23 protein-coding genes are annotated in these 23,794 nt (G+C 71.4%); 10 read left to right on the top strand and 13 right to left on the bottom strand.

Annotated elements, in window-relative coordinates:
- Positions 1-61: 61 nt before the first annotated feature.
- From C9J87_RS02225 to C9J87_RS02215, 3 genes are read left to right on the top strand one after another with little or no spacing between them, the layout of a single operon-like run.
- The gene (locus tag C9J87_RS02225) at positions 62-1,168 is read left to right on the top strand and encodes an ATP-dependent DNA ligase (RefSeq protein ID WP_198652222.1); all 1,107 of its coding nucleotides are present in this window, start codon (positions 62-64) and stop codon (positions 1,166-1,168) included.
- Positions 1,161-1,721, top strand: a complete 561-nt coding sequence (locus C9J87_RS02220; protein ID WP_051204233.1) for a hypothetical protein — start codon at positions 1,161-1,163, stop codon at positions 1,719-1,721. Before C9J87_RS02225 ends, C9J87_RS02220 begins: the two co-directional genes overlap by 8 nt.
- Before the next feature lie 17 nt (positions 1,722-1,738).
- Positions 1,739-4,369, top strand: coding sequence for a stealth conserved region 3 domain-containing protein (locus tag C9J87_RS02215; RefSeq protein WP_107704600.1), 2,631 nt, complete (start codon positions 1,739-1,741; stop codon positions 4,367-4,369).
- Between the two features lie 30 nt (positions 4,370-4,399).
- Here C9J87_RS02215 and C9J87_RS02210 read toward each other — a convergent pair whose 3' ends face one another.
- The 7 genes from C9J87_RS02210 to C9J87_RS02180 form a co-directional block, all read right to left on the bottom strand.
- Positions 4,400-5,908, bottom strand: coding sequence for a DUF4082 domain-containing protein (locus tag C9J87_RS02210; protein WP_107704599.1), 1,509 nt, complete (start codon positions 5,906-5,908; stop codon positions 4,400-4,402).
- Between the two features lie 358 nt (positions 5,909-6,266).
- Entirely contained in the window at positions 6,267-7,283 is a 1,017-nt protein-coding gene (locus C9J87_RS02205; RefSeq protein ID WP_107704598.1) for a sulfotransferase family protein, read from the bottom strand.
- 10 nt (positions 7,284-7,293) lie between these two features.
- A complete protein-coding gene (locus C9J87_RS02200) occupies positions 7,294-8,307 on the bottom strand; it encodes a type IV toxin-antitoxin system AbiEi family antitoxin domain-containing protein (protein WP_198652220.1) in 1,014 nt (337 codons plus the stop codon).
- A 116-nt stretch (positions 8,308-8,423) separates the two neighbouring features.
- The gene (locus C9J87_RS02195) at positions 8,424-8,963 is read right to left on the bottom strand and encodes a mycothiol transferase (RefSeq protein ID WP_107704597.1); all 540 of its coding nucleotides are present in this window, start codon (positions 8,961-8,963) and stop codon (positions 8,424-8,426) included.
- Positions 8,953-10,035 carry a DNA polymerase domain-containing protein gene (locus C9J87_RS02190; RefSeq protein WP_010834042.1) on the bottom strand — a complete coding sequence of 361 codons (1,083 nt, stop codon included), beginning with the start codon at positions 10,033-10,035 and terminating at the stop codon, positions 8,953-8,955. Before C9J87_RS02190 ends, C9J87_RS02195 begins: the two co-directional genes overlap by 11 nt.
- 19 nt (positions 10,036-10,054) lie before the next feature.
- Positions 10,055-10,912: a hypothetical protein gene (locus C9J87_RS02185; RefSeq protein WP_107704596.1), complete on the bottom strand. Its 858-nt coding sequence runs from the start codon at positions 10,910-10,912 to the stop codon at positions 10,055-10,057.
- Between the two features lie 67 nt (positions 10,913-10,979).
- On the bottom strand, positions 10,980-11,990 hold the full coding sequence (locus C9J87_RS02180) for an NADP-dependent oxidoreductase (protein WP_010834044.1): 1,011 nt from the start codon (positions 11,988-11,990) through the stop codon (positions 10,980-10,982).
- A gap of 49 nt (positions 11,991-12,039) precedes the next feature.
- On the opposite strand from C9J87_RS02180, the gene msrB reads away from it, so the two are divergent.
- Positions 12,040-12,447, top strand: coding sequence for a peptide-methionine (R)-S-oxide reductase MsrB (gene msrB / locus C9J87_RS02175; RefSeq protein ID WP_010834045.1), 408 nt, complete (start codon positions 12,040-12,042; stop codon positions 12,445-12,447).
- On the opposite strand, the gene C9J87_RS02170 is transcribed toward msrB, so the two are convergent.
- From C9J87_RS02170 to hemG, 4 genes are all read right to left on the bottom strand, one after another.
- Positions 12,416-13,384 (bottom strand): hypothetical protein, encoded by a 969-nt coding sequence (locus C9J87_RS02170; RefSeq protein ID WP_157953093.1) that lies wholly within the window; start codon positions 13,382-13,384, stop codon positions 12,416-12,418. The genes msrB and C9J87_RS02170 overlap by 32 nt on opposite strands.
- Complete coding sequence (locus tag C9J87_RS02165; RefSeq protein WP_051204234.1) at positions 13,318-14,217, bottom strand: hypothetical protein; 900 nt, start codon at positions 14,215-14,217, stop codon at positions 13,318-13,320. Before C9J87_RS02165 ends, C9J87_RS02170 begins: the two co-directional genes overlap by 67 nt.
- A gap of 89 nt (positions 14,218-14,306) precedes the next feature.
- Positions 14,307-15,005, bottom strand: coding sequence for a hydrogen peroxide-dependent heme synthase (hemQ, locus tag C9J87_RS02160; protein WP_010834048.1), 699 nt, complete (start codon positions 15,003-15,005; stop codon positions 14,307-14,309).
- A 5-nt stretch (positions 15,006-15,010) separates the two neighbouring features.
- Positions 15,011-16,342 carry a protoporphyrinogen oxidase gene (gene hemG / locus C9J87_RS02155; protein WP_198016859.1) on the bottom strand — a complete coding sequence of 444 codons (1,332 nt, stop codon included), beginning with the start codon at positions 16,340-16,342 and terminating at the stop codon, positions 15,011-15,013.
- Positions 16,343-16,522: 180 nt separating this feature from the next.
- Here hemG and C9J87_RS02150 point away from each other — a divergent pair, with 180 nt between their 5' ends.
- Together C9J87_RS02150 and C9J87_RS02145 are read left to right on the top strand one after the other, a co-directional pair.
- Positions 16,523-17,440 (top strand): DUF4349 domain-containing protein, encoded by a 918-nt coding sequence (locus C9J87_RS02150; protein WP_157953092.1) that lies wholly within the window; start codon positions 16,523-16,525, stop codon positions 17,438-17,440.
- Between the two features lie 58 nt (positions 17,441-17,498).
- On the top strand, positions 17,499-18,452 hold the full coding sequence (locus tag C9J87_RS02145) for an NYN domain-containing protein (protein ID WP_157953091.1): 954 nt from the start codon (positions 17,499-17,501) through the stop codon (positions 18,450-18,452).
- A gap of 5 nt (positions 18,453-18,457) precedes the next feature.
- Here C9J87_RS02145 and C9J87_RS02140 read toward each other — a convergent pair whose 3' ends face one another.
- Positions 18,458-19,057, bottom strand: a complete 600-nt coding sequence (locus C9J87_RS02140; protein WP_107704593.1) for a TetR/AcrR family transcriptional regulator — start codon at positions 19,055-19,057, stop codon at positions 18,458-18,460.
- 133 nt (positions 19,058-19,190) lie between these two features.
- On the opposite strand from C9J87_RS02140, the gene C9J87_RS02135 reads away from it, so the two are divergent.
- Positions 19,191-19,991 carry an ABC transporter ATP-binding protein gene (locus tag C9J87_RS02135; RefSeq protein ID WP_107704592.1) on the top strand — a complete coding sequence of 267 codons (801 nt, stop codon included), beginning with the start codon at positions 19,191-19,193 and terminating at the stop codon, positions 19,989-19,991.
- A complete protein-coding gene (locus C9J87_RS02130) occupies positions 19,988-20,746 on the top strand; it encodes an ABC transporter permease (RefSeq protein WP_010834053.1) in 759 nt (252 codons plus the stop codon). The genes C9J87_RS02135 and C9J87_RS02130 overlap by 4 nt, the downstream gene beginning before the upstream one ends.
- Positions 20,747-20,749: 3 nt before the next feature.
- Here the strand turns inward: C9J87_RS02130 and hemE are convergent, their stop codons facing one another.
- Complete coding sequence (gene hemE, locus C9J87_RS02125) at positions 20,750-21,805, bottom strand: uroporphyrinogen decarboxylase (protein ID WP_051204236.1); 1,056 nt, start codon at positions 21,803-21,805, stop codon at positions 20,750-20,752.
- A gap of 71 nt (positions 21,806-21,876) precedes the next feature.
- Here hemE and C9J87_RS02120 point away from each other — a divergent pair, with 71 nt between their 5' ends.
- Together C9J87_RS02120 and C9J87_RS02115 are read left to right on the top strand one after the other, a co-directional pair.
- On the top strand, positions 21,877-22,494 hold the full coding sequence (locus C9J87_RS02120; RefSeq protein WP_036491206.1) for a DUF3000 domain-containing protein: 618 nt from the start codon (positions 21,877-21,879) through the stop codon (positions 22,492-22,494).
- 2 nt (positions 22,495-22,496) lie between these two features.
- Positions 22,497-23,792, top strand: coding sequence for an HRDC domain-containing protein (locus C9J87_RS02115; RefSeq protein WP_010834056.1), 1,296 nt, complete (start codon positions 22,497-22,499; stop codon positions 23,790-23,792).
- Positions 23,793-23,794 lie beyond the last annotated feature (2 nt).

Raw genomic sequence — 23,794 nt, 5'->3', positions numbered from 1 at the left:
CATCCATCGGTGCGGGTTCGTATGACGGATCGCGAGGCTCGACGGGACTAGGGTCGAGCACGTGGACCTGCCCGTGATGCCACCCGTCCAGCCGATGCTCGCCAAGTCCGTCAAGGGCGTGCCCACCTCCGGCGACTACTCCTTCGAGCCGAAGTGGGACGGCTTCCGCTGCCTGGTCTTCCGCGACGGCGACGAGGTCGAGCTCACCAGCCGCAACACCAAGCCGCTGACGCGCTACTTCCCCGAGGTCGTGGCCGCGATCAAGGAGCAGCTCCCCGAGCGGATCGTGCTCGACGGCGAGCTCTTCGTCGCGATCGGTGACCGCCTCGAGTTCGAGGTGCTGCAGGAGCGCATCCACCCGGCCAAGAGCCGCGTCGACATGCTCGCGGAGAAGACTCCCGCGGGCTTCGTCGCCTTCGACCTGCTCGCACTCGGCGACCAGTCCTTCCTCGACCGGCCCTTCGAGGGGCGGCGACAGGCGATGACCGAGGCGCTGCACGGACTGACCGGCCCGTGCTTCCTGACCCGGACGACCCGCGATCCGCAGGAGGCCGAGCAGTGGTTCGAGGACTTCGAGGGCGCCGGGCTCGACGGCGTCATGGCGAAGCCCCTGCGGGCGCCGTACGAACCGAATGCCCGCACGATGTTGAAGATCAAGCACGAGCGCACCGCCGACGTCGTCGTCGCGGGCTACCGCGAGCACAAGACCTCCACGCCCGAGAAGCCCTTGCTCGGCAGCCTCCTCCTCGGGTTGTACGCCGATGGCGAGCTGCAGCACATCGGCGTCAGCGCGAGCTTCACGGCGGCCAGGCGGGCCGAGCTGATCGAGGAGCTGCAGCCGCTGGTGTGCCCGATCGAGGAGCACCCGTGGGGCAGGTGGAGCGAGTTCCTCACCGCCAATCCCGACCGCGTCCCGGGCACCCAGAGCCGCTGGAGCGCGGGCAAGGACCTCGGCTTCACGCCGCTGCGTCCCGAGCGTGTGCTGGAGGTGAAGTACGACCACATGGAGGGCCGGCGCTTCCGCCACACCGCCCAGTTCAAGCGCTGGCGCGACGACCGCGACCCGGAGTCGTGCGGCTACGAACAGCTCGAGGAGCCGGTGAGCTATGACCTCGCTAGAGTCTTGAGTGGGGCCGACAATGGAGCAAGGGGCGATGACAATGAGTGACAACATCAACGATGGCGTCGGCACCTACGACGTGGTCCTGCTGGTCGAGGCAGCCATGTCCGCGGGTGACGCGACGCAGGTGCGTTCGCTGCACAGCGACATCGAGGACCAGGTCGTCTACCACGTCCTCCTCCCCCTCGAGGACGCGTCGGCGCGGATCGAGGCCTCGCTCGGCACGCTCGGCGCGGGCGACGTGATGGCCGCGCCGGCGATGGTGATGAGCGACGTCGATCTCGAGGCGGTGCGCGAGGAGTGTCGCGACCGCTCCGCGAAGGACCTCGCCACCACCCTGAAGTCGATCGAGACCGCCGGGGGCCGGGCCACCGGCGCCGTGACCTCCGAGCCGCCGGTCGACGCGCTGGTCGCCAAGGTGAGCGAGGTCGACGCCCGTGAGGTCATCGTGCTGACGAGACCCCACCTCGTCGCCGAGTTCTTCCACGTCGACTGGACCTCCCGCGCGCGCCGCAAGCTCGGCGTCCCGGTGCTGCACCTGCTCGAGCAGGAGAACTTCGACGAGCAGGCCGGCGGCGGCGAGGGCGTCTCCGGATTCTGACGCCCTAGGGTTGCGGCGTGAAGTTCGCCCTGCGCCGCTCCAGCCTCCTGTCGGTGGCGTTCCTCGTGTTCAACCTGGACGGCATGGGCGGTACGTCGAGGTCGGCCATCACGCAGGCCAACGCGCTCGCGCGACGGGGGAACGTCGACGTACGCCTCGTCTCCGTCACCCGCAGCGCCGACTCCCCGCACTACCCGATCGACCCCGCGGTCGGGGTCGACCACCTGGTCGACGCCCGGGGTGACGACCCCCGCGCCAAGCGCCCCTCGCGCCTGGTGCCGAAGCGGTGGGACGGCCAGTTCTCCGAGCTGACCGACGAGGGGATGTCCGCGCTGGCCGACCTGGACGTGGACCTCGTCGTCACCGTCACGCCGGCCCTGATGGCCGCGGCCGTGCAGCTCCTGCCGGCCGGCACGAAGGTGCTCCACCAGGAGCACCGCTCCTCGGCCGACCGCGTCGGCGGCATGGAGCCGCTGCTCGCCTTCGCGCCGCGTGTCGCCGCGGTCGCGCTGCTCACCCGCTCGACCGCCGACTGGCTGCGCGCCGAGCTCGGCACCGTCGCGCCCGAGATCGTCGTCATGCCCAACCCGCTGCCCGTCGCCCCGCAGCCCCGCTCCGACCTGACGTCGCGGACGATCGTCACGGCCGGCCGGATCGTGCCGGAGAAGCAGTTCATCCACCTGCTGCGTGCCTTCGAGCAGGTCGCGGGCGACCTCCCCGGCTGGCGGCTGCGCATCCTGGGCGACGGCCCGCTGCGACCGGAGCTCATCGCGCACGCCGCCAAGGCTGGCCTCGCCGACCGGGTCGAGCTCCCCGGCGCCGTCGCGGACATGGCACCCGAATGGGCGCAGGCCGCGATCTGCGCGATGTCGTCGAAGACCGAGGGCTTCCCGCTCGTCGCCCAGGAGGCGATGTCGGCGGGCGTCCCCGTCGTCACCTACGACTGTCCCTCGGGCCCGCGCGAGCTCGTCGAGCACGACGTCAGCGGGCTCCTCGTCGGAGCCGGCGCCAAGGCCGGGCTCGCTGCCGCGCTGCACTCGCTGGCCAGCGACCCCGACCTCCTGGCACGCCTCGGCGAGGGCGCGCTCGCGGCCTCGCGGCGCTACGACGCCGACGCGATCGCCGCGGAGTGGGAGGCGCTCTTCACCCGGGTCGTCGGGTCCGACGTCGCCGCACCCACCACCGCAGCCCCGTTCACCCGCGAGGGGGTGCCGATCAAGGTCCCGGCGATCACCCCGATCGAGGCCCGCGCGGAGGCGCTCCGCCTGGCGATCGGCGCCGCGGACCGCGCCGGCGAGGGCTGGTTCGTCATCCCGACCCACGACCGCCCCGCACCGACCGTCGTCGTGCCGGCGCCACACCGGTCCGCGGTCCTGGCCGCGCTCGCCGAGGTGCCCGACCACTTCTCGCTGCTCGATCCCGGCGATCGCGGCTGGCCCGTGCGCCGCCTGCCTGCTCGTGACCTCGTCGCCGTACTCCACAACGCGGCGCCCAACCGGGTCGTGCTCGAGCCCTGGCCGCGCAGCGAGGGCCGGCGCTCCTACCTCGGCGAGGACGCCGGGGTCGAGATCGAGTTCTGGGACCGGCTCCCCGACGGCACCCTCGTCGCCCCGCGACCCAACCGCTGGACGCAGCAGGTCCCGCCGGGCACGCCCACCACGCAGGTCGCCGTCGCGGGTGTCACCGTGCCGACGCTGCAGCTGATGGCGGCGCCGACTCCCTTCGACGTGGCCTTCCCGATCGACGCGGTCTACACCTGGGTCGACGGCGACGACCCCGAGTGGAACGCCGCTCGCGTCGCCCGCGAGGGCGCCGATGCCCGCAAGGAGTCGGCCGGGCAGGCGAGGTTCCGCAGTCGTGACGAGCTGCGCTACTCGCTGCGCAGCCTCCACCTCTTCGCACCGTGGGTGCGCCAGGTCTTCGTGGTCACCGCCGGCCAGCGCCCGGGTTGGTTGAAGGACGACCCGCGCATCACGCTGGTCGACCACCGCGACATTCTCCCGGCCGACGCGTTGCCGACCTTCAACTCGCAGGCGATCGAGACCTCGCTGCACAAGATCGCCGGCCTGGCCGAGCACTTCGTCTACGTCAACGACGACGTCTTCCTCGGGCGACCGACGCGACCCGAGCAGTTCTTCTCCCCCGGCGGCGCCGCTGCGGCCTTCGTCGGAACCACCACGATCGGGCTCCCGGGAGCCGCCGACAAGCCGTTCCTGACCGCCGCCGCCAACAACCGGGCTCTCCTCGAGGAGGCGTTCGGCGTCGAGATCACCCAGGTGATGGCGCACTCGCCCCACCCGCAGCGGGTCTCGGTGCTCACCGAGATCGAGGAGCGCTTCCCCGAGGCGTTGGCGCGTACGGCGCGCGCCCCCTTCCGCAGTAGCAGCGACGTCTCACTGCTGTCCAGCCTGGCGCAGCACTACGGCCTGCTCACCGGCCGCGCCTTCGCAGCCACCGCCGAGCACGCGTTCGTCGACCTCAGCAACGCGCGCGTCGAGCGGCAGCTCAAGCAGCTGAGGGCCCGCGACCACGACTTCTTCTGCGTCGGCGACCACCACGACTTCGCGGTCGATGCCGAGGCCGTCGACGCGATGCTCGCGGACTTCCTCGAGGACTACTTCCCGCTCGCCGCCCCCTGGGAGCACTGACCCGCGGGCCAGTGCTCCCAGGTCAGGCCGTCACGGGCACGGGACGACCGGGTCGCCGTTGAGGTAGGTGTTGCCGGTCTGCACCGCGGGCTTCGCGGCCGCACTGTCAGCGCGGCAGATGTCCCAGTGGTAGTCGCCGCCGACGCGGTTGCCCGTGAGCACGGCGCCGCCGCCGGACGCGTGACCCAGCATCAGGTTGAACGCGCCGCCGAGGATCCAGTTGTCGATGACGCGGGCGCCGGAGTAGCCGCCGTTGTCGTTCTCGAAGTAGATCGCGGCGTTGTACTCGAACTGCCAGGCACCGAGGTCGAAGTCGTTGCACTGGACGAGCACGTTCTTCGCACCGCGCACCTGGAGCCCGTCGTAGTGGGCCCCTTCGGCCATCACCAGGCCGTTGATCCAGTTGTTGCGGATCGTGACCCCGTCGATGAAGACCCCGTCGTCGGAGGTGACGTGCAGGCTGTCGTCACCGTTCGCATTGCCGAGTTCTGTGTACTCGACGACTGCACGATGGGCTGACGAGACCGCCACCCCGCCTTCGGCGGAGACATGGCTGATCAGGGCATCGGTACCGCTGCGGGTGACCAGGATCAGGTCCGTGACGCGGCTGTTGCGGATCGTCACGTTGGGCGCAGCGATGGTCAAGGTGCCGGTGATGGTCTTGCCGTCGATCACGGTGCCCGGCGTGGTCACGAACGTGCTGCCGGTGTAGCCGGTCGGTGTCCCGGTGTGCCCGGTGTTGCTCGCGTCCGGCCGGACGCAGCCGCCAGCGGGCTGGGTCGCCGTGGGTGACGTCGTCGCGGTCGGCGACGTCATCGCGGTCGGCGACGTCGTCGCGGTCGGCGAGGTGGTCGGGGTGGGCGTCGAGGTCGCCGTGGGCGACGTCGTGGCGGTGGGCGCGGGGGTCGGCGTCGAGGTCTTCGTGGTCGCCTTGCGCGGCCTGAAGACGACGTCCACGAAGTAGTTCGAGTCGTTCACCGTGCGGGTGGGACGACCGGTGCCGGCGAGGTAGGTGCCGCGGAAGGCCGTGAGGTCCCTGGTGGAGACGGTCCTGCCGCCGCCCAGGCTGTCCCGGTCGATCGCGTGGCGACCGTTCGGGGCCCGGTAGGAGGCGATGTAGCGGACGCCGGGGCGGATCTTCACGGGCTTCGTGAACCGCGCGGTCCGCCAGCCACGGGTCGTGGTGTTGGTGAACTTCACCGAGGCGAGCAGGCCGCCGCGGGGTCCCCAGAGCTGACCGACGTGCTGGCCGGTGTTGGCGGACGTGCCGTAGTACTGGATCGCCTTGACCACACCGCCGGTGTCGCTGGCGAACTCGACACCGAGCGTCACGCTCGAGGGGTCATCGACAGCGGGCACAGGGGGCTCGACGGAGTCGGACCAGATGCCATAGCTGCTCGTGGCCGACACGGGCGCCAGCGAGCCGGCGCCTCCCAGGACGAGCGGCAGGCCGGCGACGACGCTGAAGGCGAGGGCGCCGACGAGGACCTTGAGCAGGTGGGGGCGCAGGACTTTTCGATGGGTTGCGAGGGGTGACATGGAAACTCCAGATTCCCGAGGTGTACGTGCGGGAGGCTTGTCGCACACAGGCCCCCCGGCCGTTCACTCTCGCGCCACTCGGGCGCTCGACCCACGTCCTCGCCGACCACGGTTCCCATCGAGATCCCTGGCCGGACGCCGCCAACCTCCCAGTCCGACGGCACCGCAGAACGAGTGCAGTCCGGGGAGGCTAACAAGCCCACACGGGAGTCCTCAATCCGTGCTACGCCGGGGACACCACGAGGCGGCCCGACTGTCTCGGATCCGAGCCTCAACGACCACAGTCGTCGACAGCGACACCACGGGTCACGCCTGCCACCGAAAAATCGTGACCGGAGTCACGCACATCTGGGGGACGTCAGCGACGCCAGAACGGTTTGCGCTCGCTGGTCTCGGCCCTCGCTGACGCCAGCTCGAGTCGCAGCTCGTCGAGCTGCGCATCCTTCTTGCGGCGTACGTCGCGGCGCCCCGCGGCCACGCGCGCGGTGGTCGCGTCCATCGCGATCGCCTCGGCGAAGTCGAACAGCTCGACGTACTCCTCCTGCAGCCCGGCCAGGTCGGCGATCGCCGCCTCGTCGTGGGGTGAATCGACCAGGGTGTTCATCGCCTGCCACGTGCGCTCGGCGAGGTCACGCAGCTGGGCGGGCACCGCGATGTCGTCCCAGGAGATGGCCGACCGGTTGAGCTTGGCATCGATGAAGTCGTCGACCTCGTGCGGGGCCTCGGTGCGCAGGTCGGCGTTGTAGGTCAGCCCCGCCTGCGTCCCGGCGCGGTGCAGGGCCGTGCGCCAGTCGGCCAGCAGGTCGGCGTACCGCACGAAGGCGCGGTCGAGCGAGCGCGTCGAGCGCTCGGTCTCGAAGGCGGCGTTGACCCAGGCGGCGATGTTGGCGGTCTCGCGCTGGCGGCGGAAGGTCGGTGTCTGCTCGGTGAGGTAGGCGGAGTCGCGCGAGCGCACCACCTCGGTGGGGTGCCGCAGCATCGTCAGCGTGCTCACCGAGGCGCCGAGCTCGGCGGCGACGCGGGTCCACACGGGCAGGATCCAGAAGGCACGCGGGTCCTTGACGAGGATCTGCTCGGCGTCGAGCTGGCCGCCCAGCCACTCGCGGAGCTCGGCCTCGACCTCGGGGCGGCTGCCCGCCTCGGCGGCGATCGCGCCGGCGGTGGGCCGGGTGTCGATGGTGCGCACCGGCACCGGGTTGAGCACGCGCTTGTGGAACTCGGTCACCCACTCGGGCTCGTAGTAGCCGCGCGGGTTCTTCTCGTCCGCGGGCACCTCCGGCTGGGGGACGTGCAGGCCCAGGCGCTTGAGCGCGCCCGCGACGCTGGACGTGCCGGACCGGCCGGAACCGGTGACGAGGAGAAGGTGGGGACTCACGCAGGCGAGGCTAGTCCACGACCGATCGCTCCACTGACCGTGCTGGATCGTCCCCCGCCTGGTGCCGAGGATCCAGCACTGTCGAACACGTCGGTGAGCACGCCATCGGCGTACCCGCCCAGCCTCTCGCCTGCAGCACCCCGACGAGAGTGGTGGCCAGGCGGCACGCCTCCAACACCTGACGCCAGCCCGGCCGCAGGGTCAGCCGTGCGGAGGCAGCGGCGGCGAGGTCGCGCTCGAGGTCCTTCCAGCGATCGGCAGCCGCCTCGTGCCCGAGCCGCCCGTCGAGCTCGACGTAGAGGTCGAAGTCCGGATACTCCACGTCGCGGATCGCCCGTCGACCCGCGACCGTGGACGTGCTCTGACGCACGCCGCCGGGAAGGCCGTGGGCACGCTCGACGTCGCGCAGGTAGCGCTGCTCGAGGACTGAATGAGCACCCTCCCCGACATCATCGAGGACCCCCACCAGGAATGCCCTCCCAGGCAGGCGTGGCATGTCGGCGAGGGCGGCGGTCAGCCTGGCCGCAGTCGTACGGCGCGTGGAGACCGCATCGGAGATCACCGCGACTGCATCCTCCTCGCTGCTGCTCGATGCCACCTGGAGCACCGCATGGTCCAGTCGGACCCGGGGAGGGGAGGTCGTCGAGCGCACCCAGTCGTCGTAGTGGGCGAGGCGTTCGACGACGATTCCGCTCGGCGCCCGTCCGCCACGCGACTTGTCGATCGCCACTCTCACGGGCGCGTCCTCACTCACGCCACACCGCTTCATGCCACAGGCCCTCAGCGCGGAGTCGCGGCTGAGCGCCGCCGGCCACACCGCGAGCACCGCGGCCCAGGCACGCTGGTTCCACGTGGGGACGCCGGTGTGGTTGAGGTAGATCCCAGGTCGCAGCCGGACCCACTCCCGCCGCCGGATCATGCGCTCGATGAGGTCGTCCGTGCCGCCTGCCTCGATCACCTGGAAGCGCGCTACGACGCCGTCCTGTTTGGCAAGGAGCTCGTCGATCTTTTCGTCCACGCTCATCCGGGGCTGATGCCCTCGCAGTCGGCACTCCAAGCCAGCACCTCGCAGCCTGTGGACAATCGACCGTGCTGGATCGTCCCCCGCCTGGTGCCGAGGATCCAGCACAGTCCGGACCCCTAGTCGCCCGCCAGCTCCGCCACGATGTCGAGCTGCCCGGCGTGGCGGGCGTACTCCGCCAGCACGTGGAAGCAGATCCACTCGAGCGTCGGCGGGTCGTCGTCGAAGCGCCCCCCGGGCGCGGCGATCGCGTCCAGCGGGACGTCGCGGAGGATGCCGCGAGTGCGCTCGGCGACCACGTCGAGCCGGGCCGCCAGCGACTCGGCGGTCTCGTCGTCGGCCACGGCCCACCGCGCGGTCGCCGCCGTGGTGGGGTCGTCGGCGTCCCAGTCGCCCCACGGCTCGTCGACCTGCTCGCCCAGGAAGCCCCAGACGAACCAGCGCTGCTCCATGTGCAGCACGTGGCTCAGCAGCTCCAGCGGTGTCCACGCCGAGGGCACCTGCGAGGTCCGCTGGTCGTCGTACGACATCGACAGGACGTTGTCCACGAGGTCGCCGCGAGCCCAGTCGAGGTAGCCGATCCAGCGCTCCGCCCCGGCCGGCCCGTCCTTCCGGGGCTCGCCGGCGAAGCGCGCGACGCGGTTGTCGTCAGTCGGCAATGCGGTTGCCGTCCTCGTCCCAGTGGGCGGCGACCTTCTTCGACGGCTGGACGCGCGGCGGCTCGCCGGGCATCTTCGGGTGGTCGGGCGGGTAGTTCAGCTCGACCGGGTTGGCGTCCCACAGGTCCAGCAACGGCTGGAGCGAGAAGTGCTCGTCGTCGATCGTCTCCCACGGGTCGCCGTCGTTGGCGAGCCGCGACGGGACAGTGAAGAGGTTGAGCCCGCTCGGCGAGGTCAGCGTCGCCAGCTCGTCCCACGACACCGGCGTCGAGACCGGCGCGCCCGGCAGCGGCCGCAGGGAGTAGGCCGAGGCGATGGTCCGGTCGCGGGTGTTCTGGTTGAAGTCGACGAAGATCCGCTCCCCGCGCTCCTCCTTCCACCATGCCGTCGTCACGCCGGAGTCGCGCTTCTCCAGCTCGCGGCCGAAGGCGATCGCCGCGTGGCGTACGGCGCTGAACTCCCAGCGAGGCTCGATCCGGACATAGACGTGGATGCCCCGGTTGCCCGACGTCTTCGCATAGCCGGTCATCCCGAGGTCGGCCAGCAGCTCGCGCGCGGCACCGGCCACGCGGACCGCGTCGGCGAAGTCGGTCCCGGGCTGCGGGTCGAGGTCGATCCGCAGTTCGTCGGGGTGGTCGACGTCGTCGCGGCGAACCGGCCAGGGGTGGAAGGTGAGGGTGCCCATGTGGGCACACCAGACCGGCACCGCGATCTCCGTCGGGCAGATCTCCTCCGCCGTACGCCCCGAGGGGAAGGTGATCTCCACCGACTCGAGATAGTCGGGAGCACCCTTCGGCACGCGCTTCTGGTAGAACGCGTCGGCGTCCTTGTCCATCGGCCCGGTGGCCAGCTTCATCCCCGGGCGCACGCCGGAAGTCCACCGCTCCAGCGCCGTCGGCCGGTCCCGCAGCGCGCGCATGAGCCCCTCCTGCACGGACGTGAAGTACTCCGCCACCATCACCTTGGTGACCTCGGGAGTCATGTCGGTCGCCTCGTAGATCACGCGGTCGGGCGACGAGACGCGGACCTCACGGTCGCCGGCCTGCACCATCACCGGCTTCGCTGCTGCCATGTCGGTCAGGCTAGCGGGCTCAGTCGACCGGTTGCAGGATCGAGGTAACCTCGACCACGCCCTCGCCGTACTCCGCGTCCACCCAGCGCTGGTAGCGCCCGTCGTCGTGGAAGACCGTCAGCTCCACCTGGTTGTCGGGGTTGCCGGAACCGACCTGGAGCATCCCCGGCAGGCCGATCAACGACTGCTGGATGCGCTCGAGGTCGGCGTGCGAGTGCTCGACCTCAGTGACGCAGAGCATCCCGCCCCACACCTCGCGCAGTGCGCGCTCGGCACCCGCCGGGTCGCCAGCGACGTAGACGGTCACCACGGTCTCGGCCGGGTCCCGCGGCCCCGGGGCACCCTCCACCGTGCTGACGGCGGTCAGCGCATGGTCGGGCAGGTCCTCGGCCACACTCGACAAGCTCGTCAGCTGCTCCCGGGTCGCGCGGGCCGGGTCCTCGACCTGCCAGCCTCCTGCCGGCTCGGGGCACGGGATCGAGAAGTCCGGCGTGTACGGCGACGACGACGGCGGGTCGACATCGGTCGGCTCGAACGACTCACCGTCGAACGTGCCCGTCAGCAGGAACGAGCCCCAGCGCACACCGTTCGACTCCTCGAAGGCGCCCGCGTGCTCGGTCCAGTCCCAGCCCGGCACGGCAGCGTCCGAGCAGTCAGGCGGGCCACCGAAGGAATAGGAGCCGAAACAGAGCTGTGGACCCGACCCGTCGTCACTGACCACGACCGGCTGCCGGGTGGTCACGATGCCAGTCGCCCCCGGCACAGCCGTCGGCCGCTCCACCGGGCCCGCGTCCGCCACTGACCGCTGGTCACCACAGCCGACGGCCGCGAACAGCACCGCAATCCAGCACGTCGTCGCCGCGAGTCGTCGGACCATCCGCTGATCGTGCCCGCTCGCGGCCGGAAGACCGAGCGCCGTGGCCGAACCGTGACCTGGCGGCGCCTCAGACCTTGATCACGAGCTTGCCGAAGTTCTCGCCGCGCAGCATCCCGGCGAAGGCGGCGGGCGCGTTCTCCAGCCCCTCGACGACGTCCTCGCGGTAGCGCACCCGGCCGCTGCCGACCCACTCCCCCATGTCGCGGACGAAGTCGCGGCCGTGGCTGCGGGTGAACTCGGACTGGATGAAGCCGCGGATCGTCAGGCTCCGGGTGAGGACCTGCCCCATGAGGCCGGCCAGCTGGTCCGGCCCCTCCGGCGGTGCCGTCAGGTTGTAGTTGGCGACCAGCCCGCAGACCGGGATCCGTGCGTAGGTGTTGAGGCGTCGCCGTACGGCGTCGAAGACCCTGCCGCCGACGTTCTCGAAGTAGACGTCGATGCCGTCTGGGGTCGCTGCCTTCAACTGGTCGACGAAGTCGGGGGCACGGTGATCGAGCGCCGCGTCGAAGCCGAACTCGTCGGTGAGGGCGCGCACCTTGTCCGGCCCGCCGGCGATGCCCACCGCCCGGGCCCCCTTGATGCGGGCGATCTGGCCGACTGCGCTGCCGACCGGTCCGGTGGCCGCGGCCACGACGACGGTCTCACCCTCCTGCGGGCGGCCGATCTCGAGGAGACCGGCGTAGGCGGTGAAGCCCGGCATGCCCAGCACACCCAGGGCGGTCGTGACGGGGGCGACCGACGGGTCGAGCTTGCGGACCTGGTTGCCCTCGGCGATCGCGGCCGTCTGCCAGCCGGAATAGGACAGCACGACGTCACCCGGCGACAGGCCCTCGAAGCGGGACTCGACCACCTCACCGACGGTCCCACCCACCATGACGTCACCGATCTCGACCGGATCAGCGTAGGACTTCGCGGTGCTCAGGCGACCGCGCATGTAGGGATCGAGCGAGAGGTAGCGGATCGCGAGCGCCACCTGGCCGTCCTGCAGGTCGGGCAGGGCCTCGGTGACCGTGCTGAAGGTGCTGGCGTCGGGTTCACCGACGGGCCGCTGGGCCAGGCGGATCTGGGTGGTGTCCATCCCGACAGCGTGCCAGCCGGCCCATGGACAGGGGAGTAACTTGGTCTGCATGGCCTACGAGGTGGAGAAGACCGACGAGCAGTGGCGAGCCGAGCTCAGCCCCGAGGAATACGCCGTGCTGCGGCAGGCCGGCACGGAAGCCGCCTTCAAGGGCACCTACACGGACACCGAGACCGAGGGCACCTACTCGTGCAAGGCCTGCGGCCACGAGCTCTTCACGAGCACCACGAAGTTCCACTCCGGCTGCGGCTGGCCGAGCTTCTACCAGCCGCTGAGCGACACGATCGAGTACATCAAGGACACCTCCCACGGCATGGACCGGGTCGAGGTGCGCTGCGCCAACTGCGGCTCACACCTGGGGCACGTCTTCCCCGACGGCTACGGCACGCCCACCGGCGACCGCTACTGCATCAACTCGATCTCGCTCAACCTGAAACCTGCCGCAGAGCAGAGCTGATCTCGACCACGCCGGAGCCGAACTCCCGGTCGACCCAGGCCTGGATCGAACCGTCGTCGTAGATCACCATCTGCTCGACCTTGTTGTTGACCGATCCATAGCCCCCGCCGAGGAAGCCCGGCAGGTCCCTCAGGTCCTCGGCGGCACGGCGGAGCTCGGCCTCGGTGTTCGCCACCTGGTAGACGCACAGCGGCCCACCCCAGACAGGGCGCAGCTCGGCCTCGGCCGCCGCGACGTCGCCGGTCACGCCCACATTGACGATGGTGAAGGCCGGGTCGTTCATGGCCTGCTCGATCTCGAGCGAGGCCTCGCCGTCGAGGAAGTCCTGCCAGCGCGGATTGATCGACTGGTCCACCCACACCAGTCCGTGATCGGGGCGGACGGCCGCAGCCCGCATCAGCTTGCCGCGCGCCGTGTCCGAGGTCGTGGCGTGGTCGAGGACGGTCCAGCCGCCGGCGGGTTCGGAGCACGGCGTCCTCTCAGGCATCTGCATCTCGGGCACCTCGCCGCCGGCGACCACCTCCGTGGGCGTGAACGCCGTGCCGTCCCAGTCGCCGACGAGGGTGAACTCGCCCCACCGCACGCCGTCGGCTTCCTCGTAGGCACCCGCGTGATCAGCCCAGGTCCAGTCGAGCACCGGCGGTCCGCTGCACTGGGGCGGCAGTGACTCCGCCACCCCACCGAGGCAGAGCTCGGGGCCGTCACCGTCATCGAGGACGGTCGTGCGCCAGGTCGTCACCGGCCCGGTCGCGGCCAGCACCTCGGTCGGTCGCACCGGCGGGGAGGCGACAGGAGCAACCTTGTCGCCGCACCCGGCCACCAGCGCGGCCATGACGCACACGAGCACCGTCCCCCGCACGGTGCTGGCCATCAGCTGGCCGGGAGCAGGGACGAGCTGATCTCGACCCGGCCCTCGCCGTACGTCGAGTCGGCCCACTCCTGGAGCGAGCCGTCGTCGAAGAGCACGCCGATCTGCACGACGTCGTCGGCGGCCGAGGACGAGATGACGCCGGGCAGCTTCTGCAGCTCCATCGCCAGCTCGTTGAGCTCGGTCTCCGTGTACGCCGCCTCGCTGACGCACAGGGCGCCACCCCACGTCTCACGGAGCTTGGCGTCGGCGCCCGCGACGTCCTCGGTGACGGCGACGTTGATGATCACCTTGCTCAGGTCCATGACGCCGTTCTCGACGCCGGGGTCGAGGGGCTGGTCGATCCAGGATCCTGCGTAGCCGGGCAGCGCGGACGCCGCGGCGAAGGTCGCGTCCATCGCCTCCTGGCTGGTCTTCGCCGGGTCCACGACGCCCCAGCCCTCGGCGGGCGCCGGGCACGGTGTGTCGAGCTCCGGCTCGGGCGCCTGGCTCATCGGGTCGTAGAGCGCTGCGGGCGTCGCCTCGGTGACCGCGAACGTGGTGCCGTCGAAGGTTCCGGTGAGGGCGAAGGAGCCCCACTTCGTCCCGGCCTGGTCCTCGTGCTCGGGGTGGGCGGCCCAGTCCCAGCCGGCGATCGGGGGGCCCGAGCACTGCGGCGGCAGCGACTCGGCCACGGCCGTGCAGAGCTCGGGACCGTCGCCGTCGTCGAGCACGGTGACGAGGCCGTCGGTGCTGACGGTGCCGCTCGCGGCCGGCACGGCGGTCGGGAACTCACCCGGCTCAGCGGCCGCAGCGGTGTCGGAACCGGCGGCGGGGTCGACGCCCCGCATCTCGTCCTCGGTGCTGCAGGCGGCCGTGGACAGGGCGAGCAGCGCGGCGAGCGCGACGACGGTGCGTGTCATGGGAGTACGACGATCGGTGCGCATCGCTGGTTCCTTCGTGCCGAGGGACGTGACGCGTCCACTATGCCGGGTCCCCGGCCGACCGTGCGTCAGGGCAGACGGGCGACCAGCTCCGCGGGCGAGACCCGCGAGCCGGTGTAGAACGGCACCTCGTCGCGCACGTGGCGACGGGTCTCGGAGCCGCGCAGGTGGCGCATCAGGTCGACGATCCGGTACAGCTCGTCGGCCTCGAAGGCCAGCATCCACTCGTAGTCACCGAGCGCGAAGGACGCGACCGTGTTGGCGCGGACGTCGGGGTAGTCGCGGGCCATCTTGCCGTGCTCGGCGAGCATCGCGCGGCGCTCGCCGTCGTCGAGGAGGTACCACTCGTAGGAGCGCACGAAGGGATAGACGCAGACGTGCGCCTTCGTCTCCTCGTCGGCCAGGAAGGCGGGGATGTGCGACTTGTTGAACTCCGCGGGACGGTGCAGCGCCATCTGCGACCAGACGGGCTCCAGCCGCGCGCCGAAGGTCGTGCGGCGGAACGTGTTGTAGGCCGACTGCAGCATCTCGCTGTCCTCGGCGTGCCACCAGACCATCAGGTCGGCGTCGGCGCGCAGGCCGCTGACGTCGTAGAGCCCGCGCACCACGATGTCCTCCTCGGCCTGCGACGCGAAGAGCGCCTCCACCTCGGACGCCTCGGTGTCGCGGTCGGCGGCGCCGAGCACGTCGCGCAGCTTGAAGACCGACCACATCGTGTAGCGGATGGTGTCGTTGAGCTCTCGTGCCTTCGCTGCCTTCGTCGCCATACGGCTCATTCTGCCCGGGCGACCTCGGCGGCCGCACGATGGGCTGACCCGATCACCGCGGGGATGCCCACTCCGTCACACCAGGCGCCGCAGACGGCCAGGCCGGGCGGCAGCGAGGAGCGCACGCGCGCGACCAGGTCGAGGTGGCCGACGGCGTACTGCGGCAGGCCTCCGCCCCACCGCTGCACGTGCGTGTCGATGGGTACGGCGACGACGCCGGCCAGCTCCGCGAGCTCGGCCAGCGAGCGCGCGACCAGCTCGTCGTCGGTCGCCTGCAGGGTCGTCTCCTCCCCCACGCGACCCAGTGAGGTCCGCAGGATCGCGACCTCGCCGCCGGCCTCGTGCACCCAGTCCCACTTGGCGAAGGAGAAGGTGCTGGCCTTGATCCCGCGCTGCTCGACCGGCGGCACCAGGAAGCCCGACCGGTCACCAAGGTGCGTGACGGCCTCGCACGGGAGGGCGAGCGTCACGACAGCCACGCTGGCGGACTCGATGCGCGCGACGCCGACGGCGGCCTCGGGCGCGACCCCGGCCAGCAGCCTGGCCGTGGATGCAGCCGGTGTCGCCAGCACGACGTGCCGCGCGAGCACGGTCTCGGGTGCGTGCGTCGAGCCGACGGTCAGGGCCCAGCCGTCGCCGGCGCGGCGCAGCTCACGCACGGTGGAGTCGAGGCGGACGTCGAGACCGGCGGCGACCGCGGCCGGGAGCAGACCCATCCCGCCCGGCAGCCCGGCGAAGACGGGGACGTCGCTGCGCGGGAACCCGGCTGCCTGGTCCAGCAGCGAGCCACGCCGAGCCATCGCCAGCAGCTGTGGGACCGCTGCCGCGGCCGAGATGCGGTGGGCCCGTCCGGCATAGACACCGCCCAGCAGCGGCTCGACGAGGCGGTCGACGACCTCGTCACCGAGCCTGGTCGCCACGAGCTCGCCGACGCTGACGTCGTCGTCGAAGGCCACCGCGGTCTCGGCGCGCACGCGGGCCAGGCCGGACCCGGACAGCACCCCTGACGCCGCCAGCTCGTCGAGGTCGAAGGGCACGCCCATCAGCGATCGCGGCATCGGCCGCAGCTCGCCGCGCGAGTAGATCCGCGAGGTCGCGGTCGTCGGGTGCACCACGTCGAGGCCGAGGTCGCGCGCCAGTGCCACGCCCTCGGGCCGGCGGTTGAGCATCGCCTCGGCGCCGACGTCGACGAGGACCCCGGCCACCGACTCGCGTCGCAGCTTGCCGCCGATCCGGGGCGAGCCCTCGAGCACCAGCACTTCGTGGGTGGCCGCGAGATCGCGGGCCGCGGTCAGGCCGGCGATGCCCGCTCCGACCACCACGACGTCATGCCTCACGCGGGCAACTCTGGCACGACCGGGTCCGCCGCCCCCGTCACGGTTCGGTCACGGCAGTCCTCCGCAGGGAACCGGCTGCCCGATCGACGGCGTCCGACGCTCATGACAACACTCACGCGGAACCAGCCGCGCTCCCCGCGCAACCGGCGCCGGAAGGCCGGGCTCATCGCAGCAGTCACCATGACGGCGACCCTCATGACCGGCCTCGCCGCCTGCTCGTCCGGCGGCCAGAGCGACGCCGGCTACGCGGACCGCGAGTCGACCTCCGCCGCGGGCGCGGGCTCCGACGGTGCGGGCAGCGACAGCCGGGCCGCCGAGCTCGACAGGCAGTACTCCGGCGACGCTGCCACCGGCGACGCCGTCACCGGCACCTCGGCCAGCAAGGCGCGACAGCCCGCGATCGAGCGCCACGTCATCTCGAACGGCACCGTGTCGCTGGTGAGCGCCGACGTGGCGAAGGCCCGCCGCGACGTCCAGCGCATCGTGGACGCCCAGCAAGGAACGGTCTCCGAGGAGAACACCCAGACCGACGACGAGGGCACGGCGACGTACGCACGACTCGTCATCCGGGTGCCGTCGAGCTCCTTCGCGGCGACGATGCTGGAGCTGGAGAAGGCGGCCGAGCTGCGCCAGTCGCAGCTCTCGAGCGAGGACGTCACGACCCAGGTCATCGACACCGACGTGCGGGTGCGCGCCCAGGAGAGCAGCCTGCGGCGGGTCGAGCAGCTGCTCGCACGGGCCAGCTCGCTCAAGGACATCATCTGGATCGAGTCGCAGCTGACGCGTCGTCAGGCCGAGCTCGACTCGCTGAAGTCGCAGCAGGCCTGGCTCTCCGACCAGACCAGCGACTCGACGATCACCATCGACATCGAGCGCAAGCACGCCGCCGAGGAGGGGAAGGAGGACGGCGACGCCGGCTTCCTCACCGGGCTCAGGAGCGGCATGTCGGCGCTCGGCGAGTTCGCGACGGCGATGGCCACCATCACCGGGGCCCTGCTGCCGTTCGCGATCGTGCTGGCGATCTTCGGGCTGCCCGTGTGGTTGTTCGTACGCCGCAGTGCCCGCCGTCGTACGGCAAAGGAACCCGCCACGCCGTGACGCCCCCGACGACGTGGCTGCGTCCTCGACGACCGAGCGGCGCGGCTATGGTCGATGCATGGAAGCCGACCTCCACGGAGGCACCCGGATCGCCGTCCTCATCGACGCCGACAACACGTCCCCCAAGTACGCCGAGGCGCTGCTGGAGGAGGTCGCGAAATATGGCACGCCCACGATCAAGCGGGCGTACGGCGACTTCTCCCACCAACGACTGGCCGGCTGGTCCCGCGAGCTCAACGCCCGCGCGATCCGCTCGATGCACCAGATCGCCTTCACCACCGGCAAGAACTCCACCGACTCGGCGCTGATCATCGACGCGATGGACCTGCTCTACGCCGACAACGTCGAGGCGTTCGCCATCGTCAGCAGCGACAGCGACTTCACCAGCCTGGCGCTGCGGCTGCGCGAGTCCGGCAAGAAGGTCTACGGCCTCGGCCGCAAGACCACGCCGTCGTCGCTGCAGAACGCCTGCGACCGGTTCATCGCGCTCGAGGTGCTGATGACGGAGTCCCAGCCGGACGAGGAGGCCGAGGAGCCCGAGGAGAAGGGCCGGTCCGGCGACGAGAAGTCGGGAGACGAGTCGCCGTCGCTCAACCTCCAGAGCGCGCTGACCAAGGCGATCAACGCGATGGCCGACGAGGACGGCTGGGTGACGGTGTCGCAGATCGGCAACCACCTCACCCGCACCCACGCCTCCTTCGACCCGCGCAACTTCGGGCACAGCAAGCTGACCGCCCTCGTGCAGGCGCAGCCCTACCTCGAGACCCGCGGCGACGCGAAGCGCCTCGAGGTTCGGCTCAAGGCACCGCGCAAGGCCGCCGCCGAGCCGAAGAAGGCGACCAGGGCGCCCAGGAAGGCCGCCGCGAAGTCGCCCGAGAAGACGCCGGCCAAGGCGTCCGCGAAGACCCCGGCCGCCGAGGCTCCTCCGGAGGCCGAGCCGCCGGCGACGCCCACGGTGAAGGTGACCACCCGGACCCGCACCGCGCGCAAGACGACGACCCCGAAGGGCTGAGCCCCTCAGTCCTTCGTGGGTCGGGTGACGGCTGCGACCAGGTCGGCGACGACGACGCGGGCCTGGTCGTCGATCGTCTCCCGCGGCAGGGCGCGCAACGGGCCGCGCGAGGTCAGCGTCGCGAACCCGTGCACCCCCGACCAGCAGGTCATGGCGGCGTCGCCGACCCGGTCGGCGGCGAGCCTCCCCTCGGCCACGAGCGCCTCGAGCGACTCCTCCAGCAGGGTGTACGGCGACCGCCCGCCCGCCTGCAGCTTCTCCCCCATCGCGAAGAAGGCGACGTCGAACCAGCCCGGCTCGTCGAGGGCGAACGCGATGTAGCCCTCGCCCACCGCCGTCAGCAACGCCGTCCCGTCGTCCGCGTCCGCCTGCCGGGCCGCGATGGTCGCGGCCATCTCGTCGAGCACCGAGACCGCGACCGCTGACACGAACGCGTCCCGGTCGGCGAAGTGCCGGTAGGCCGCCCGCGCCGTGACGCCCACCTGCCTGGTCGCCTCGCGGATGCCGATCGCGTCGGCCCCGTCGACGCGCGCCAGCTCGCGGGCGACCCGCACCAGCTCCTCGCGCAGGTTGCCGTGGTGATAGCTCGCTCTTGCCGTGGTCATGGCCAAAGTCTACAGTGACGACATTGATGTACTCGGTGTGGACATGCCCGATTCGACAGCGGACAGGAACTGTCCTGCATCGCCGAGACACTCGAGACATCGAACAGTCACCACAGACCAGAAGGAGACACCCATGACACTCGCTGTCGAGGCCATCGCCCTCGTCAAGCGCTACCGCGGCAAGGGTGGTGAGGTCGACGCCGTGCGCGGCATCGACCTGGCCATCCCGACCGGTTCGGTGTTCGGCTTCCTCGGGCCCAACGGCGCCGGGAAGTCCACCACCGTGCGGATGCTGACCACGCTGATGACCATCACCGCGGGCTCCGCGCGGGTGGCCGGCATCGACGTCGCGGCGGATCCCGACGCCGTACGCCGCCGCATCGGTGTCGCACTCCAGGAGGCCGGGCTCGACCCGCGCCAGACCGGCCGCGAGCTGCTCCGGCTGCAGTGCCGGCTCTACGGCATGTCGTCGGCCGAGGCCGCGGAGCGGACCGAGGAGCTGCTGCGCCTCGTCGAGCTCGAGGACTCGGCCGATCGCAACGTCAAGGGCTACTCCGGCGGCATGAAGCGGCGCCTCGACCTCGCCTCGGCGCTCGTGCACCGACCGGAGGTGCTCTTCCTCGACGAGCCGACGACCGGCCTCGACCCGGCCAGCCGGCTGACGATCTGGGAAGAGGTGCGGCGCATCAACGAGCAGGGCACGACCGTCTTCCTCACCACGCAGTACCTCGAGGAGGCCGACCAGCTCTGCGACGAGGTCGCGATCATCGACGACGGCCTCATCGTGCGGCAGGGCTCCCCCGCCGCGCTCAAGGACGAGCTGGCACGCCGTCGCGGTGACGGTTCCGTGCCCACGCTCGACGACGTGTTCCTCGACGCCACCGGTCGCAGCCGGGCCCGGGTGGCAGGCGACGTACAGGAGGTCCAGGCATGAGTGACACCACCGTTCTCGGCGGGCGGGCAGTGCGCGAGTCGCTGCGCACCCCCGACGCCCTGATCCCGACCATCTTCATCCCGCTGTTCTTCCTGGTGGTCAACACCGGGCAGGTCTCGAAGATCTTCCAGGCCGACACCACGGCCTTCCTGCAGGGGCAGGGCTATGCCGCGTTCCAGCTGCCGACGTCCCTGCTGCTGGCCGCGTCGTTCGGCAGCTCCGCGCTGTTCCTGGTCGAGGAGATCGAGGGCGGCTACTTCGACAAGCTGCGCGCAGCCCCGATCTCGCGGGTCTCGATCGTCTTCGGCCGGCTCTGGTCCGAGGGCATCAAGAGCCTCGCGCTGACGGCGCTGATGGTGCTCGTGGCGCTGCCGTTCGGCGTCCGGGTCGCGAGCGGCGTCGCCGGCTTCGCGGTCCTGCTGGTGCTGATCGCACTGTGGGCGGTGGTCTTCAGCGGCTTCATGCAGCTGATCGCGCTCAAGAGCCGCAGCGCGGCCGCGACCCAGGCCGGCGGCATGGCGTTCTTCCCGCTGCTGTTCATCACGCCCAACTTCGTGCCCCGCGACCAGCTCAGCCGGCTGATGGAGATCGCGGCGTCGTTCAACCCGGTCACCTACCTCATGGAGGCGGCCCGGTCGCTGGTGCTCGACCCGACGTTCCAGTGGGCCGTGCTCGGCAAGGGGTTCGTGGTCGTCGCGCTGGCCATGGCCGTGATGGTGGCGCTGACCGTGCGGGCGATCAACGACTACGAGTGAGGCTCAGACCGGGTAGGCCTGCACGAACTCCGTGAGTGCCTTGAGCTGACCCGGATCGGTCGACGGGATGACCCCGTGACCCAGATTGAAGATGTGACCCTTGGCGGCCCGGCCCGCGTCGATGATCTCGGCGGCCCGGGCCGTCATCACGTCGGTCGGTGCGAAGACCAGCGTCGGGTCGAGGTTGCCCTGCACGGCGCGGTCACCCACACGGGCAATGCCGTCCGCCAGCGGTGTGCGCCAGTCGATGCCGACGACGTCGGCGCCCGCCTCGGCCATCAGCCCCAGCAGGTTGGTGGTGCCGACCCCGAAGTGGATGCGGGGCACGCCGAGCTCGCCGGCCGCGGCCAGCACGCGCGCGGAGTGCGGCATGACGTGCTCGGAGTAGTCGCCGGGGGTGAGCGCACCGGCCCACGAGTCGAAGAGCTGTACGGCGCTGGCGCCGGCCTGGACCTGGATGCGGAGGTAGTCCGCGGCGATGCCGGCGATCTTGCGCATCAGCGCGTCCCAGACGTCGGGGGCGCCGAACATCAGCGCCTTGGTCTTCGCGTGCTCCTTCGAGGGCCCGCCCTCGACGAGGTAGGACGCGACCGTGAACGGCGCGCCCGCGAAGCCGATCAGCGGCGTGCTGCCGAGCTCGGCGACGAGCTGCTGCACGGCCTGGGTGATGAAGGGGACGTGGTCGGGCGTGAGGTCGGGAATCGCCTCGACGTCGGCCAGGGTGCGCACCGGGGAGGCCACGACGGGGCCGATCCCGGGCTTGATGTCGAGGTCGACGCCCACCGCCTTGAGCGGCAGCACGATGTCGGAGAAGAAGATGGCCGCGTCGACGCCGTAGCGGCGGACCGGCTGCAGGGTGATCTCGGTGACGAGGTCGGCGTCCATGCAGGACTCCAGCATCCCGACGCCCTCGCGGATCTTCAGGTATTCGGGCAGCGACCGGCCTGCCTGCCGCATGAACCACACGGGCGTGTGGCTCGGGGTCTCGCCACGGGCCGCGGCCAGGAAGGCGCTGCCGGCGAGCCCGCCGTCTGACTGGGTGTCGGTGGAGGCTGTCACGGAGGAATCTTCGCAGGTCAGGCGGCGTGGCGGCACATCGCCACCGGCCGCCACTGACCTACTGTGGAGCCATGGTGGCGCGTCAAGAGACGCACTCGGAGTCGAGTGCTGGGCCTGCGGAGTTCCGCGCGGCGGTCGCCAGCATGCGCGCAGCAGCCCTGCGGCCCGAGGTTTTCTGCGAGGAGATGCCGGCCCCGCAGCGCATCGCGCCCTATTCCTCCGCCCTGTCCGCCGACGTCACGCTCGACGACGTCGACCTCGGCACCGGCCGGATCATCCTGCTCCACGACCCCGCCGGCAACGAGGCCTGGAACGGCACCTTCCGGTGCGTGGTCTATGCCCGCGCCGAGATCGACCCCGACCTGATCTCCGACCCGATGCTGGCGGCGGTGGGCTGGTCGTGGCTGAGCGAGGCGCTCGAGGCCCATGGCGCGGTCTACGCCGAGATGTCCGGGACGGTCACGAGCGTGGCCACCGAGAGCTTCGGCGGCATGGCCGACGAGGAGGGCACCGCCCAGATCGAGGTCCGCGCCTCCTGGACCCCCGTGGCCACCGACGAGGACAAGCCGCTCGACCTCGGCCCCCACGTCGAGGCGTGGGCCGAGCTGTTGTGCACCTCGGCCGGGCTCCCGCCCGTCCCCGAGGGCGTCACGGCGATCCCGAGCCGGCGCGGTCAGCGCGGCTCGTGACGATGGACGAAGCACCCACGACAGAGGCGGCGGTCGACGAGCCACCCCTCGCACCCCTGCTCACTCTGCGCGACGGCCTGCCCCACGTGGTGGAGACCGACGAGGCCCTCGCCGAGGCGTGCGCCGCTCTGGGCGCGGCCAGCGGGCCGGTCGCGATCGACGCCGAGCGCGCCTCCGGCTACCGCTACTCCTCCCGCGCCTATCTCATCCAGCTCCGGCGCGAGGGCGCCGGCACCTGGCTGGTCGACCCGATCGCCTTCGACGACTTGCGCCCGCTCCAGGAGGCGCTGGCCGGGACCGAGTGGATCCTGCACGCCGCGACCCAGGACCTGCCGTGCCTGCGCGAGGTCGGCCTCGAGCCGGCGTCGATCTTCGACAGCGAGCTGGCCGGTCGCCTGCTCGGCTATCCCCGCGTCGGGCTGGCCACGCTCGTCGAGACGCTGCTGGGCCAGCGCATGCGCAAGGAGCACTCCGCTGCCGACTGGTCGACCCGGCCGCTGCCGAAGGCGTGGCTCGACTACGCCGCGCTCGACGTCGAGGTCCTGCTCGAGCTGCGCGAGCTGATGGTCGACGCGCTCGAGGAGGCCGGCAAGACCGAGTGGGCCCGCCAGGAGTTCGACCACCTCCTCGGTTTCGAGCCGACCGTCCGCCAGGACGCCTGGCGACGCACCTCCGGCGTCCACCGCCTGCGTGGTCGGCGATCGCTCGCCGCCGCGAAAGCGCTGTGGGAGGCCCGCGACGAGATCGCCGAGCGTCGTGACGTGACGCCCGGGCGGATCATCCCCGACGCTGCGATCGTGGCGGCGGCCACCGCACTCCCCGCGGACCGTGCAGCCCTGCTGGGCACCCCCGGCTTCCACGGCCGTGGCGCCGAGCGCTACTCCCGCACCTGGGTCGAGGTGCTGGCAGGAGTCCGCGAGCTGCCCGAGGACGAGCTGCCCACCCGCACTCCGCGCGTGGACGGCCCGCCGCACCCCCGCATGTGGGCCGACCGCGACATCGTCGCCGACCGCCGCTTCAAGGCGGCGCGGGCCTCGATGCTCACGCTGGCCGAGGAGCACAACCTGCCGGTGGAAAACCTCCTCACCCCCGACTTCGTACGCCGCGCCATGTGGTCGCCGCCGACCACCCGTGAGCCGGCCGAGCTCGCCGACGCGCTGCGCGAGCAGCTCACCGGCTACGGCGCCCGCCCCTGGCAGGTCACCCTGGTCACCGGCGCCCTCACCGGGGCCGTGCTCGCCGGGGACGTCGAGCCCTCACCGCCCGAGCCCGACGCCGTGGCCGAGCCCGACGCCTGAGC

This window comes from Nocardioides allogilvus, assembly GCF_003047285.1.
GTDB lineage: Bacteria > Actinomycetota > Actinomycetes > Propionibacteriales > Nocardioidaceae > Nocardioides > Nocardioides allogilvus.
The sequence above is the reverse complement of the archived record's forward strand: the minus strand, read 5'-3'. Positions and strand labels throughout refer to the sequence as shown.